The organism is Bradyrhizobium sp. USDA 4501 (assembly GCF_054062115.1).
The window spans coordinates 9,394,805-9,408,831 of sequence record NZ_JBSSEX010000001.1 but is presented as its reverse complement, the minus strand read 5'-3'; the positions used below and the strand labels follow the sequence as shown (position 1 = coordinate 9,408,831).

The following is a 14,027-nucleotide window of genomic DNA, read 5'->3' as shown; positions in this document are numbered from 1 at the left end:
GCGCCTTTGCGGCCTCTTGATCGCTGACGGCAGCGTTAGTTGGAACGTGAATGGCCCGCTCGCTGCGCGTCTCGCGAGATCGGCGCTCAATCGACTGCCCCGTGATCCCGTGCAACTCGGGAGAGTTCTTCACGGTGTCGGTGAAATGAACGCGCGCACGAGCGCCGAACTTCTGGCGCCGCTCGCCAGACATCTCGGCTCGCGTCGACCAAGCATATCATTCTTCAAAGTGCTCTCAGCAGCTGCAGAATGTGAAGCCAAGGTCAATGGAAAGCTCTCCCTCGACGCGGTTGACCTTGCGCAATGGATTTCGGGAGCGCCCCTGAACTGGTCCACTTTCGATCTGGCTGTGCAGCGCATCGGCCATCCAGACATCGGAATCAGCCCTGGGCGATATGGCTTGAGCTTCGTTGCCAGGATTGTCACGGCAATCGAACCACGGGCGATCGATCGCTGGATCGCTGGCCACCGAAACCGCCTGCGCGTGGCCACCATCGCAACCGCCGCGCTCTCGTCCATATACGATGCCGACGTGCTCGGTCGCGCGAACTTGCTCCTTAAGAGCGCCATTCCGTCCCTGAAATGTCTGGCTGCCGCCCACCACGTCTGTCCAGTATTCCCAGAACCGTCGCTGGAAAGGCTTCGCGACTGCCACAAGTGTCTGGTCGCGAACGGCATCGAACCGGGCGACGCAACATGGATGGTGGCTTACCGGATCAAGCATGCGATCCACGGCCGGTACTGGGCCGAGCATCAGATTGACGAAACCCGCGCGCGGCTGCGCTATCTGGATTCAAACCCCGAGGCGGCGGCGGGCGGACAACATAATTTCGATGCCGAAGTGAACATGCTCCGGAATCAAATAGACAATGCTTCGGAGCGTTTATCGAAGCTCGCATCAGACCTCGAAGCTATGCTTGTCGATCTGGCGGCCGATTGGCCGTCTGACGGACTCTCTGACGACCAAATGCTGGCGCTTGAATACAATTTCGTCTCGACGCCAGAGATCAGGTACCGCCTGGCAGCGAAATTGCCGTCCGGACCTAATCGAGCCTGGCTCCTGAAAAGAAACATCGATCAGCTTCGTGAATTTGTCGGCCTCGAGAAAGAGCCGACCCGGATTCTTGATGTCTACTTCAACGCGGACGACAAGCGCTCCGAGATCATCGCGCCATGGGCGGCGCAGTCCCTGATTCTATTTTACGCGGACGACGGCCGCGGCATAGGAAAGCGAACGAGCGATCTTGTCGCGGGTATCTCGAGCGCGTTTGAGGCGCTTGCCGCCGAACCTTACGCTGCCGTCCGAAAACCGGACCGCTGGCAATCGGCGTTCGGGCGGGCGGCATTCGCATATATCTTTGCGCTGCTTGTGGTCTCCCTCATGCCCGAGGCACGCCGGGCCGAAGTGGAGAAGCTGAATGAGCTTGCATTCGATCATGTCGTCAAGCTGCTGTGCGCCGGATATCCCGACGTCCGTTCTTCGCAACTCCTGCTTAAACTGACGGCACGCGCCGTGCTGCAGATGGACTATTTTGCAAACGGCGATGCACGCCGCAGCCAGTGGTTTGAAACCATGGAGATGCCGCCCTTTGCTCGGGCGCTAGCCCTTTGGTCGTCGCCGGCACTCGTGGAGGAGCGCAAGACGTTGGCCTTTGAGCTGTTACGGCACGTCTCAGAGCTGCCTCTCTCGCGCGGTGCACGCGACCTCCAGATGGCGTGCATGCTGACCTTGCTGGATCTCGCAATCGCGCGCTGCATCACCAACAACAAACCCGATCTTGTTGACGAACTCGTCGCAGCATGGTCGGAAAATTACCGGAACTGGCTGCCGGTCACAGAGCGCTGGGCCACTGCCGCGCAGTTGATGGCAGCCGCGGTCGACCGAGACGGGCCAGAGCGCCGTACCGTTCTCGCCGAACCAACTTTCGCAAACACGCATTGCCGTCGTCTCATCGAGCAGCCAGGCGCCGCAAGAACCCGGAGGGAGCCGGCCGAACAGGGGGCCGCGACGTGATGAGAATGGTCTCCACCTCGAAGTCAGCCATCGCGGGACGACCCGGTTGGCCGCTTGAGATGGATGTGTTTGGGTAGATCAGCGCTGGCCAGCGCCTGCCCGACGCTGTCGTTGCTGATGTCGGCAATCTGGCTCAGGCCATCGAGCAGGCCGAGCGCCTGCAGGACGCCGGCATAGATTCCGATGCTGACGTTGGTGTTCCCGGCTTCGACCCTTTGCAACGTCGAGCGAGATGTGAAGGCGCGTTCGGCCACAACCGCCATCGGCAGCCGGCGGCGGCGACGGGCATCGTGGATGTCCGACCCGAGCTTGCGCAGTGCCCGCCGTGCGGCGGCGGGAGGGATATGGGGTGTCGGCATTTGCCACCTTCGCGCTACAGATCGAGCAAATATGTAGCGCGAAGGTTACAATTTTCCGCCCCGAGTAATCAGCCCATCAGGGGAGGGTAAGGTTTAATCTTATTGTCGGGGCCGCTTCGAAGCTTGAACCCTTCGTCGACGATGGCCTGGAGGAAGCGTCGGTCGGTTCCGTGGAAGAACACCTCCGGATCCCGCTCGATCTCGTCAGGAAAGATCCGATAGCCGGTGTGGTCGCCGGGGCAGCCGAACGGGTATTGCCGGATCTCAGCCAGGATAGGTCGGGCGGTGGATTTAATCTGTCAATGAAAGCTGCTTTCTGATCGGGTTGTGCGCGCCCCTAGTGGGTGGGGTGCGCAGTTATTTAGCTTCCACCTCATTCTTGGCCGCCGGAGGCAAGAACTCGAGCGAGAGCCGGAATCGGGTCCGGTTCCGGACCGCTAAAGTTTTAGGCATTTCATATATCTAGCGGTTCGAAAAATATTGCTACCACATCTTGCATGGCGGTCTTGCCATCATATGTAGAAAAACAGGGGTGTTGGCACCGCGGGTTGCCGTGGCGACATCAAAAATTATTTCGATAATCCAGTGGCTTAAAGATGGTTTTTGAGACAGAGGATTTCATCAAGGCAAGCCGCGCAGCCAGTTGCGGCCTCGCTGCGGGGGCACGCGGTGAGCGGCGCAGCGGCTGATATTATCGAAGCGCCTCCGGAGCCCGCGCCATCTGCGGGCTCCTGTCGCATTGGTCTGGCGCTATCCGGCGGCGGCATCCGCGCCGCTGTCTTCCATCTCGGCGTTCTGCGGCGCCTCGCCAGCGAACGACTGCTGGAGAACGTCTCGGTCGCTTCGACCGTATCTGGGGGCAGCCTCGTCACCGCGGCGATCATCTCCCAAACCGGCATGAAGTGGCCGACGTCGGACGAATATCTCCACTCGGTTTATCCGCAGCTGCGACGGCGGATCACCGCCGCCGATCTTTTCAGCCTCAAGTCGATCGGATGGGCCGGCCTTGCCGAGTTCAATCTCGGTCTCGTCCGGAGCCGGGCAGCGGTCCTGGCGACCATGCTCGAGCGAGTCTGGGGCGTCGCGGGGCGTCTCGCCGATCTTCCGGATGCGCCGGAGTGGCTGATCAATGCGACCTGCATCGACACCGGCAAGAACTGGCGCTTCTCCAAGCGTGAGATGGGCGACTGGACGTTCGGGCGGCACTACGCGCCCGATGTCCCAATTTCGATCGCTGCCGCCGCCTCGGCGGCCGTGCCGTACGCGATCGGAGCGATGTCACTGGCGTTGCCGGCTACCGGCTGGTGGGAGACCGATCCGGCATCCCGCGGGCAGCTGCGCATGAAGACGCCGTCGACGACCCGGGTACGACTCTGGGACGGCGGCGCTTATGACAACATGGGGCTCGAGGCGGTGACCAAGCCCGGGCGCGGACTGCGCTCCTGCGACTTCCTGATCTGCAGCGACGCCTCTGGCCCGCTGCGACCGCCGGGTGGCTCTCCCATCGCGGCCCTGCTGCGCGGCGGACTGTCGAGCCCACGCCTCTTCGACGTCGCCGGTGACCAGATCCGAGCGCTGCGCAGCAGGATGCTGATCGCGGATATCGCGAACGGGACAGTCGACGGGGTCCTCCTGCGCATGGGCAATTCGGTGCGCGCGATCGATGTCAAAAGCGGAACGGCCAGGCCCGCGGCCTTCTACGACTCCTTCCAGTCCGACGACCAGGCTGAGCTCGCGCTCCGGCATCCAACGGATCTCAAGGCGCCGTCGGAAGCCCAGTTCGACATGCTCGCACGCCATGGATTCGAGATCGCCGACGCTACGCTGACGACGTACGTGCCGGCCCGTTTTCCGCGGTCGTCGTCATGGGGAGATCTCGCATGAGAAGCATCCGCACGCGGTTTCGCGCCTATCATCTTGGCACTTCCGGTTCGTCATTCTCCTACTTCGTGGATGGGCGCTTCACGATGATCGAGGGCCGGCTCACCGACGACAGCCGGCGCGTCAGGTCGAGAGCGAGATGGAAATCTGCGGCGTCGACGAGGCGGCCGGCCTCCACATCACCAGTTGGGATTCCGACCACTGCAACAAGTACGAATTGCCGGAGTTGCTGAACCTAATCCGCCCGCGCCGCATCGAGTGTCCCGGCTACAACCCGATCAAGGACTACGGTCACGGCGAGGACTGCCTCGCGACGATCGCCGAGTACCGTGCGAGGCGTCGCAACACCGGGTTTGTGCCCATCATCAGGCATATCACTCCGACCTACATCCAAGGCCTGGACCACGCGTCCGCGCTCGCCTTCAACGACATGTTTTACAACCCGTACCATATCGTGGAGAACGCCAACGACAACTCGACCGTGAAGCTCTTCCGCGAGGGAAGCTTCAACGTCCTGAGCCTCGGCGACGTTGAGGATTCGCTGATCGGCGCGAGGCTCCGCAGGTGCCGCATCCTCACCAGCGAAACCGACGTCATGATCCTCGCGCACCATGGTGCGGACAACGGCTTCACGACCAAGAAATTCCTGAGGCACGTCGATCCGGCGGTGGCGATCTGCTCGTCCAACTACGACAACATGTACGACCATCCCCGACAGGAGATCCGCGATCTGCTCTACGAAGAGGGCATCGATCTCAAGACGACCAAGACTGGCGACGTGATCATCCATTCCATCGGTGACCACACGGGAGCCTACGAAGTCGTCAACCTGAAGGCCAAGTCGACGGAGGTTTCGTCCAGGCTCACATTCGTCTCGAAGAAGGCTCACATTCTCGACGCCAACGCCGACTCGCTACGCCAGCGGTACGGCGTGCGGCGGCGCTACCCGCGCTAGGCGCGCCACGGAGGCACCCGTGAAACGGCTCGCGATATATCTCGACGGCACCTGGAATACGCTGAACAACAACACCAACGTCTGGCGCTTGAAGAGTCTGACGGCAGAGAGCGCCGATCAGCGCGTCTACTATAGCCAGGGCGTCGGTACGCAGCGCGGCGAGGCTGGCGCGCGGCGGCATCACCGGCTGGGGCATCGACGACGAGATCATCGAGGCCTACACTTGGCTGATCCAGAACTTCGATGAAGGGGATGAGATCTTCGTCTTTGGCTTCAGCCGCGGAGCATACACGGCCCGTAGCCTGTCGGGACTCATTTGCAAGTGCGGCGTCCTCAAACTGGGCGCGCCGTTGTCGATCGAGCAGCTCTACGCGCGGTACCGCATCTACGACGCGCCCACGATTAGGTCGCTACTGGGCAAGCCGCTGCCGAAGGACGCCTCCATCGAGGAACAGTGGCTGACCCGGTATTCGCGGCCGACCAAGGTCAAGATGATCGGCGTCTGGGACACCGTCGGCTCACTGGGACTTCCTCTAGGAAGCGCAGCGGCGAAGGTCCACAAGTACAAGTTCCTCGACACGCATCTCCGGCTGGATAACGAAAACGCTTTTCACGCACTCGCCTTGGACGAACACCGAAAGAACTTCGAGCCGACTTTCTGGACCCGGACGATAAGGACCGGGCAGGCGGCCCCTCCGGATCGTCCGCTTGATCATGTGGAGCAGCGCTGGTTCGTCGGAGCTCACGCCAACGTCGGCGGCGGATACGCGAGCGACCCGTTGGCGCAGCGCCCGTTGAAATGGCTTATGGACAAAGCCGCCGGCCTCGGCCTCGCCTTCCGAGATCAGGTCGTCATCGACACGGCGCAGGTCGTGCCACCCGTTACTGACTCCTATGGCGAGTTCGCGCACGGCTTCTATCGCTTTTTTTCGCGACCGTTCTACCGTCCCGTCGGCCTGCCGCCCGACCAAGGAACGCAGGCCACGACGGGCAGGATCAACGAGACCGTCGACGCATCGGTGTTTGAGCGTTGGCGCGCAGACGAGACCTATCGTCCGGCAAACCTCCTCGAATGGGCGAAAGGGAAGGGCGTAGATCCCGCCAAACTCAGCAGTGCGGTTCGCGCCACCGATCCCAAAGTCAGCATACCGTAAGCGAGTCCAATCGAGCCGAGGGTCAACCATGCGATTCCGCAATTTGGAAAAGTACAAGACGGGTGGCTCAGGCAATAACCTGACCCTTGAAATTCCACTCCCGAAGACGCCGGACGGGCGCGTTTACCGTTATTCGCCCAACGAAAACGCCCATCCGCGTCTTTTTCTTCTGGGCGATCGCGTGCCGGAGTTCATCCTGCCAGAGGCCTTGACGACGCGCATGACACACCCGCCGGGCACCCCGGGGACCGTCTGTCCGTATAGCGGGACCTTGGACGACGACCAGAATTTCACTCATCCGGATGACGTCGCCGCCGCCAAGGAAATTGTCGCCCACGCTTTTCACGCCGACGCCGCGGCGGCAATTCACGGCATGTTCGATGACCTCGCCCGGAAAAACTCCGGCAACAAATTCGTTAAGATAGAGGCGGGACCGCGACCGTCACCCAAACCAGCGCCGCGGTTTGCTCGAAGCGATCTTCTCCGCGAACTGGTGTGTGACGAATGCGGCCGCGACTACGGGGTTTACGCGATCTCGTTGTTCTGTCCGGATTGCGGAGCGCCGAATATTCACTTGCACTTTGCCCGAGAGGCCGAACTCGTTCGGGAACAAGTCGAACTTGCAGGGAAGCTCGGTCCGGAACGGCAGGAACTTGCCTATCGCATGATGGGCAACGCGCACGAAGACGTCCTCACTGCGTTCGAAGCGACCCTGAAGACAGTCTACCTGCACAAGGCGACGACGCGCGAACCCGCTGCCGCCGATACAAAGTCGGTCGGCAACGCCTTCCAAAGTATCGATCGGGGACGAAAGCACTTCGGAGAATTTGATTTCGATCCATTCGGAAGCTTAACGCCCGAAGCCCTTGCCGTCTTGACGTTGAACATTCAGAAGCGCCACGTAATCGGACACAATCTGGGTGTGGCCGATGCAAAGTTCGCCGAACATGCCGGGGAGGCTCGGCTCGGCGAAACAGTGCCGCTGGTCGGCGATGACATCCTGCAATTTGCCGCGATCTGCCAATTGGTGATCGACAATATCGACGCATGGCTTGCTGGAGGAGAGGCGCCGCCGATGGCGAGGGATAGGGCGATCGGTCGGCTGGTTGCGCCGCGGTCAAAAGCAAAGGTCAGCTTGAAGATCGGTGAGCTTGGGCCCTTGGCGGTCCGCATTGGATTGTGGGTATCCGAACAGTCCGAGAAAGGTTTCGACTGCTTCGTTCCCGAGCAGGACCTGATTGAGGCCTTCCCCGAATCCAGCATCGACGAATTGGCCTTCGCCATCGCCGAGCTCGAAAGCGACGGCTATTTCAGGACGTCTTCATTCATCTCGAGTCGGCTACCGCGCATGTTCACGACCGCGGACCTCTTCATCACCTTCGACCCACATACGGGAAAAAGCTATCCCGAAGCGGATGTAGTTGCTCTGGTCGATCTCGCGCTGGGAAAATCCGGGACGGCGACCGTCGGGCCGGAAGAACTACATCAAGCGACGGGCTGGCCGCTTCGCCGTTTCAACCCGCCGTTCGCGTACCTGGTGTCGCAGATCGACGATCGGCGCGTTCTGCAGGGTGGCACTGACGACTATCCGTCCCGCGGTTTTCTGATGATGGACAGCGATCGGGTCGCGCTACACCGTTTTGCGGCTCGCCTGCGCAGGTGAAGGGGGAAACCATTGCGAATGGCGTTGTCAAGCCGAAGAAGCTGCGTCGCTAATCATTGTCCGCAGCAGCAATGTGACTGCTTTCCAGCGCGGATTCGATCCGGCCATGCCAAGTGTGAGCGATGGCGGCGACCTTCTCGTTGTGCGCCTTAATAGTCGGCAGATTGATGGTCGACCATTCCTTGAGGTGCTGATCGCCTTTGATGTTCTCGGGATATCTAAAAGTCTGGCCGTTGCTTTGATCAACCTCGTCGATGCAGGCAACGACTTTCTCAAAATAGGCGACGTCTTCCTCCGTGGTTTCGATACGCCCGAGGAGGCTTTTCGCCGCAATCCAGTTCTTCCCAAGGGTGTGACTTGATTTGAAACGATGGCCTGTCCCCTTAGCCTTCGAGAGATCGGTAATGACGTATTTGATGTATAGCTCGATGGCGTGGCGGAAGTTGAAACAAATCGGATACACGATGAGGTCGATGTAATTCCCATCGTCTTGCACGTGCGTCAGGAGGGTCTTGGTCGAGTCGAAATATCCTTTGGCGTAGTCGTAAAGGTCGTATGGACCACCGTTGTTGCCAACGCACGCGTTCAACTGGTCTCCATCGATGTGTTTGAAAACGTCGTTCTGCTTAAATGGCTCTTTCATGTCGAAACACCGTCGGTTGGAGTTTTCATCTAGGTCACCATTTTGTGCGATAATTTTTCGCGGTGAGCATTCCTGCCCGGCGATTGTCTATTGCGACATAGCCGAATGGGAAGGGGCGCGAACTGAGCCTGACAACACCGAGGGGAGCTAGCGCATGAATCGTTCGCAATGCATCGCCTTTTGAGGTGCGTCGATCTATGATGGAGATGTTGCTGACACTTTCTCTCTCGGGAGGCGCTGACCATCTCAAGAAGCGTGCTCGGCGATAGATGGCGAAATGTTTGAGTTTGCGTCGAAGCCAAAAAACTCAATGATTTCAAAATCCGCTTTTTTTGACGGTCCTCGTGACGGTATTTGGTCTTTCATAAATATTTTTTCGCTTCATTTCTCAACGGCTTAGCACGTTCGTTGATAATAGAGTGGGAGTAGTGGGAACGGCTCCTACCGCGTGGTTTGGCGTAGGTTTGGGTGAGGCAGTTCTCCGCTTCCTTTCATCGCCGGGCACTCTTCAAAGTTGTTACTTCCACTTAACCTGATCGGGGCCAGACTTTCATCCTGCTTTCGCTAGGTGAGTACTGTGGCGCATTGCAGCGTGCAGAAAGGTCGGAGCTTGTTGGGCGAAGGCAGCCCTTGGCGCAAAGCGGACGTTCGGCCGGTCCCGCATGTCTTAGAAGGGCCAAGAGCAGGCCCAGGCGTCCCTTCGATCACCGGAAGATCCGCCCGCCAAACGCGATCGCCTTCATGCTTCGCTGCCGTTCGCGTGGGCGAAAATGCGCGATTTGCTCAAGCGCTGTGCACTGCAAGCCTGCAAATCGATCACCCAAACGATTGATTTCAATATGCATTCCTGCACGATTGATTGCACATCTCGCCATTTTCTTTCTCGTCCCTGAAGCCAACACTTCTCGTGCTCACGGCGGAAAGCGCACAGCAAAACGCGGAGGCCACGAGGATGTTGATGCAACGGATCACCAGGGCGATCTCGAGTCCAAAGACGAAGCGCGCGATCGAACTCGCGATCGGGCCGCTGCTGCTGTTCGCGTTCTGGTGGATCGCCTTCAAGGGGCAGCTGGTCAACAAGGACCTGCTGCCGTCGCCGGTCGGCACGCTGCGCGACACCGCGGCAAGCATCGCGGCCGGAAAGATGACCGGCGATTTCGTCCACACCATCGCGCGCGTTGGCTATTCGACCCTGATCGCCGTTGCGGCCGGTGTTCCCATCGGGATCGTGCTTGGCGCCAAAGCCGCGATCTATCGCTCGGTCGAATTCCTGGTCGACTTCTTTCGCTCCACGCCGGCAACCGCGATGTTTCCGCTGTTCCTGCTGCTCTTCGGCCTCGGCGATTTCGCCAAGATCGCAGTTGCCGCTTTCGCCGCCTGGCTGGTCATCGTCTTCAACGTCGCCTACGGCGTGATGAATGCTCGCCAGACCCGCATCCTGGCAGCGCGCTCGATGGGCGCCTCGTCGCTCCGCATCTTCAAGGACGTCATCTTCTACGAAACCTTGCCCCAGACTTTCATCGGCCTGCGAACCGCCGTGTCGCTTGCGCTGGTGGTGATCATCGTCGCCGAGATGTTCATCGGCGCGACTGACGGCATCGGCCACCGCATCATCGACGCGCAGATCTCCTACTCGCTCACCGACATGTACGGCTCCATCCTAATCGCAGGTGCGATGGGATACGGGCTCAACCTCATGCTTCTGATGATCGAACGTTCGCTCATTCACTGGTCCGGCAGATAGCCAGCACAATCCAAACGAAGAGGCCACCATGCAGATGAAGAGATTTCTCGCGGCATTCGCAGCTTCCACGGTCCTGTTTGGCGCGACCGGCGCACATGCGGCCTGCGAGAAGACCGAGAAGGTGACGGCAGTCTGGCTGCCGATCATGCAAACCACGGCCTATTATGTCGCTCTCGAAGAGAAGCTGTTCGAAAAGGCCTGCATCGACATCGTTTCCACCAAGATGGAAGCGCCAAACCAGATCATCGACGCGTTGATCGCGGAACGAGCCGATTTTGGCCCTCCGGGCGCGGCGGCCGGCATCGCCATGCTCGCGGAGGCTAAGTTTCCCGGCAAGCTGAAGGTATTCGGCCTGCAAGGTGGAGGGATCGCGGTTGATCGCATCAATGACGGCCTGATCGTCAAGCTGGACAGCCCAATCAAGAGCTTTGCCGACCTGAAGGGCAAGTCGCTTGGCCACGTCCCGGGTATTCAGTGGCGCACCATCTCCCGTTACATGGTTCGTTCGGCGGGCCTCGATCCTGATACCGACGTCAAGCTGGTCGACCTCGCAGTCGCCATGCAGGTGCCTGCCATCGTCGGTGGGACGGTCGATGCGACGCTGTCGCTCGAGCCGGTCGGATCGATCGCGGTCGCCTCGGGCAAGGCCTACCGCGCCATGACCAATCCGGTCGCGCGCGTGATCGCCGATCCCTTTTATTCCGGGGCGTCGCTGATCACCACGAAGTTCCTGAAAGAGCGGCCCGAGGTGGCGCGCAAGGTCGTCGCAGTCATCGACGAGGCGACCGATCTCGTGAACGCTAATTTCGCGAAGTACAAGCCGATCCTCACCAAGTACACGCCCACCAAGGAGGATCAACTCGAATTCCTGGCCCAGCCCTATCTGCGCGGCTTCAAGGACCTGAACGAGACCGACATGAAGTCGTACCAGGCGCTGGTCGACGTCTTCATCAAGGAAGGCGTGGTAACGGGTCCGATCAACGTCAAGGACAAGATCCTCGCCAAGTCCGATCTCGGAAACTAAGTGGACAATCCGATGGGGAACGTGACCGCGATCCGCACCACAGACTGGCCCGTCACCGACAACATGTCCCACGACCCGTCGCCCAAGCCGCGGCAGGCCCACGTCACCATTCGCGGGCTGAGCAAGCGATTCCAGGGCACGACGATCTATGACGACTTCTCGATCGACCTGCCGATGGGAAAGTTCATCTCGGTGTTCGGCCCGAACGGTTGCGGCAAGAGCACTTTCATCAACATGATCTCCGGCCTGATGCCGATGGATGCAGGTGAAGTGCTCTACGACGGCCAGACCATTCGCGACACCGGGATATCTTACGTTTTCCAGAATTACAGGGAGGCGCTGTTTCCCTGGATGCGCGCCATCGACAACATCCGCTATCCCCTGAAGGTCATGGGGGTGGATCGCAAGGAGCGCCACCGGCGCGTCGAGAAGCTGCTTGCCGATTTCGACGTGCCGTTCGACCTCAACGCCTATCCCTACACGTTGTCCGGAGGCCAGCAGCAGACGGTTTCGATCTTACGCGCGCTGGTGACCGAACCCGAGGTGCTGTTCCTCGACGAGCCCTTCTCTGCGCTGGATTACGAGATGACGCTGTTTATGCGCGAGCGGCTCCAGCACATCTTCATGAAGCTAAGGACGACGATGCTGCTCGTGTCGCACGATCTAGAGGAGGCCATACAGCTCGCCGATCAGGTCGTGCTGCTGACGCGCCGGCCGACCCGGGTGGCGGAAATCGTTCCGGTGGATCTGCCTTGGCCGCGTGACCTCGACGTCACGACGGGCGAGGAGTTCATCAACCTGAAGCGCCATTGCCTCGACCGCTTCTGGCGGGAAGTCAAGCGAGACTGATCCGATCAACCTTCAAAAGATGGAGACCAACATGACGAAGCGCTGTTTCCGCGCTGCCGCCGTCCAGACGCTCGCCCGTTTGGGGGATTTTGACCACAACATCGCGCTGGCGACTCAATATGTCGAGGACGCGGTGAGACAGGGAGCCGAGCTGGTCGTGTTCCCCGAGTGCATGGACACCGGCTACCTCTTCGACTCCGCCGAGCACTGCCGCGAACTTGCCGAAACGATGAAGGATGGGCCGTTCGTGACGGCGCTCGCCGCGCTCGCCCGGAAGCACCGCATCTACGTCGCCAGCGGTGTGACCGAGTGGGACCCGGACAAGGAGAAGATCTTCAACACCGGCATCATGTTCGGCCGCGACGGGGAAACAGTCTGCCATTACCACAAGCAGTTTCTCGCGACGCATGATCAGAACTGGTTTGCGTTCGGCGAGCGCGGCTGCCCCGTGGTGGAGACGGACCTCGGGAAGATCGGCCTCTTGATCTGCTTTGACGGCCGCATTCCCGAAATCTTCCGCGCGATGGCGATGCAGGGCGCGGAGGTGATCGTCGACATGGCGAATTTCTTCGCCATGGACCAGGCTGACATGTGGGGACCGGCCCGCAGCTATGAGAACGGCCTGTGGCTCGTGGCCGCCACCAAGGCGGGCTATGAGCGGTCGATCTACTATCCCGGCGGCAGCATGATCGTCGACCCCAAAGGACGCGTGCTGTCGAAGGTGCCCCACGATACCCACGGCATGGCCATCGCCGATGTCGATCTGGATGCCGCCCACGAGAAGTCGATCTACGCGGCGAACGACAAGATCGCCGATCGCCGTCCCGAGACTTACGGGTTGATGGCGCTGCCGTATGAGAAGACGCCCGTCTACCGGATCGCCGAGAAGCCGCTGATCCCTGCCAAGTCTGTGGCGAAGGTAGCCGCCGTGCAGATGCATGTGATGAAGGACTGTCCGGCCGATGACGTGTTCGACATGGTGGATCACGCCGCCAAGCTCGGCATCAAGGTTCTTGCGCTGCCGGAATATGCATTCTGTCGCTCCGCTATTCCCGACGCGGTGGAGGCCGCCGCACTGGCCGATCAGACGACGGCTCTGCTGGCGAAAGCGTCCGCGATCTCGTCTCGCTACCAATGCCTGATTGCGCTTCCGACGGTCGAGCTTGCCGCAGCCGGACTGTACGTCACGACGTTCCTCATCGGCCCTGATGGGAAGGAAGCCGGCAAATATCGCAAGACACATCTGACCGCCGAAGAGCGGAAATGGGCCAAGGCGGGCGACGAATATCCGGTGTTCGAGACGCCCTTCGGTCGGATCGGCGTCATGTCCGGCTACGACGCCGTATTCCCCGAGGTCTCGCGCTGCCTCGGCATTGCGGCCGCGGACATTATCCTGTGGCCGGCCTCGCTGCGCGAGCCGTTCGAACGCGAGTTGCTGGCCATTCCAAGGGCCGAGGACAATCGCGTGGCGGTGATATTGGCAAACCGAGTCGATTCGCCCTATCCCGGCGGCAGCCTCGTGATCCCACCGACAGGTTTTCCGCTCTGGGACATCAATGTCGTCGCGCCGCGTAGCCTCAAGCTCGGTGCCGTCATGCCCAAGCACATCGATCTGGCAGTCTGCCGGCAGAAACTGATGATCCCCAAGGTCGATATGTTCGCCAATCGGCTCGTCGAGACCTACGCTCCGATCATCGCCGCGTGACGATTGCCGGGCCAGCCGATATGCCCGAAAATGGCG

10 protein-coding genes and 1 pseudogene are annotated in these 14,027 nt (G+C 60.3%); 9 read left to right on the top strand and 2 right to left on the bottom strand.

Annotated features, from left to right (window positions below; translation table 11 throughout):
* The first annotated feature begins 145 nt into the window (after positions 1-145).
* A complete protein-coding gene (locus tag ACVWZM_RS44100) occupies positions 146-2,014 on the top strand; it encodes a hypothetical protein (protein ID WP_456856455.1) in 1,869 nt (622 codons plus the stop codon).
* Positions 2,015-2,037: 23 nt separating this feature from the next.
* Here the strand turns inward: ACVWZM_RS44100 and ACVWZM_RS44095 are convergent, their stop codons facing one another.
* Entirely contained in the window at positions 2,038-2,373 is a 336-nt protein-coding gene (locus ACVWZM_RS44095) for a helix-turn-helix domain-containing protein (protein WP_456856454.1), read from the bottom strand.
* A gap of 669 nt (positions 2,374-3,042) precedes the next feature.
* On the opposite strand from ACVWZM_RS44095, the gene ACVWZM_RS44090 reads away from it, so the two are divergent.
* The 4 genes and pseudogenes from ACVWZM_RS44090 to ACVWZM_RS44075 all read left to right on the top strand — a co-directional run bounded on the left by ACVWZM_RS44090 (position 3,043) and on the right by ACVWZM_RS44075 (position 8,026).
* On the top strand, positions 3,043-4,257 hold the full coding sequence (locus tag ACVWZM_RS44090; protein ID WP_456856452.1) for a patatin-like phospholipase family protein: 1,215 nt from the start codon (positions 3,043-3,045) through the stop codon (positions 4,255-4,257).
* 136 nt (positions 4,258-4,393) lie between these two features.
* Positions 4,394-5,209, top strand: a complete 816-nt coding sequence (locus tag ACVWZM_RS44085; RefSeq protein WP_456856451.1) for a hypothetical protein — start codon at positions 4,394-4,396, stop codon at positions 5,207-5,209.
* A 19-nt stretch (positions 5,210-5,228) separates the two neighbouring features.
* Positions 5,229-6,363 (top strand): annotated as a pseudogene (locus tag ACVWZM_RS44080) (DUF2235 domain-containing protein).
* A gap of 28 nt (positions 6,364-6,391) precedes the next feature.
* Entirely contained in the window at positions 6,392-8,026 is a 1,635-nt protein-coding gene (locus ACVWZM_RS44075; RefSeq protein ID WP_456856449.1) for a hypothetical protein, read from the top strand.
* Positions 8,027-8,075: 49 nt separating this feature from the next.
* Here ACVWZM_RS44075 and ACVWZM_RS44070 read toward each other — a convergent pair whose 3' ends face one another.
* The gene (locus ACVWZM_RS44070) at positions 8,076-8,669 is read right to left on the bottom strand and encodes a hypothetical protein (RefSeq protein ID WP_456856448.1); all 594 of its coding nucleotides are present in this window, start codon (positions 8,667-8,669) and stop codon (positions 8,076-8,078) included.
* A gap of 958 nt (positions 8,670-9,627) precedes the next feature.
* Here ACVWZM_RS44070 and ACVWZM_RS44065 point away from each other — a divergent pair.
* From ACVWZM_RS44065 to ACVWZM_RS44050, 4 genes are read left to right on the top strand one after another with little or no spacing between them, the layout of a single operon-like run.
* A complete protein-coding gene (locus tag ACVWZM_RS44065; protein WP_456856447.1) occupies positions 9,628-10,413 on the top strand; it encodes an ABC transporter permease in 786 nt (261 codons plus the stop codon).
* 28 nt (positions 10,414-10,441) lie between these two features.
* The gene (locus ACVWZM_RS44060) at positions 10,442-11,437 is read left to right on the top strand and encodes an ABC transporter substrate-binding protein (protein ID WP_456856446.1); all 996 of its coding nucleotides are present in this window, start codon (positions 10,442-10,444) and stop codon (positions 11,435-11,437) included.
* Positions 11,438-11,449: 12 nt separating this feature from the next.
* Positions 11,450-12,286, top strand: a complete 837-nt coding sequence (locus ACVWZM_RS44055; protein ID WP_456856444.1) for an ABC transporter ATP-binding protein — start codon at positions 11,450-11,452, stop codon at positions 12,284-12,286.
* Positions 12,287-12,317: 31 nt separating this feature from the next.
* Positions 12,318-13,991, top strand: coding sequence for a carbon-nitrogen hydrolase family protein (locus ACVWZM_RS44050; protein ID WP_456856443.1), 1,674 nt, complete (start codon positions 12,318-12,320; stop codon positions 13,989-13,991).
* Positions 13,992-14,027: the final 36 nt, after the last annotated feature.

Bases quoted from the DNA above. Each gene is read 5' to 3' on its own strand.
- ACVWZM_RS44095 (WP_456856454.1), bottom strand. From the start codon at position 2,373: ATGCCGACACCCCATATCCCTCCCGCCGCCGCACGGCGGGCACTGCGC.
- ACVWZM_RS44065 (WP_456856447.1), top strand. From the start codon at position 9,628: ATGCAACGGATCACCAGGGCGATCTCGAGTCCAAAGACGAAGCGCGCG.
- ACVWZM_RS44050 (WP_456856443.1), top strand. From the start codon at position 12,318: ATGACGAAGCGCTGTTTCCGCGCTGCCGCCGTCCAGACGCTCGCCCGT.
- ACVWZM_RS44070 (WP_456856448.1), bottom strand. From the start codon at position 8,669: ATGAAAGAGCCATTTAAGCAGAACGACGTTTTCAAACACATCGATGGA.
- ACVWZM_RS44060 (WP_456856446.1), top strand. From the start codon at position 10,442: ATGCAGATGAAGAGATTTCTCGCGGCATTCGCAGCTTCCACGGTCCTG.
- ACVWZM_RS44085 (WP_456856451.1), top strand. From the start codon at position 4,394: ATGGAAATCTGCGGCGTCGACGAGGCGGCCGGCCTCCACATCACCAGT.
- ACVWZM_RS44075 (WP_456856449.1), top strand. From the start codon at position 6,392: ATGCGATTCCGCAATTTGGAAAAGTACAAGACGGGTGGCTCAGGCAAT.
- ACVWZM_RS44100 (WP_456856455.1), top strand. From the start codon at position 146: ATGAACGCGCGCACGAGCGCCGAACTTCTGGCGCCGCTCGCCAGACAT.
- ACVWZM_RS44055 (WP_456856444.1), top strand. From the start codon at position 11,450: ATGGGGAACGTGACCGCGATCCGCACCACAGACTGGCCCGTCACCGAC.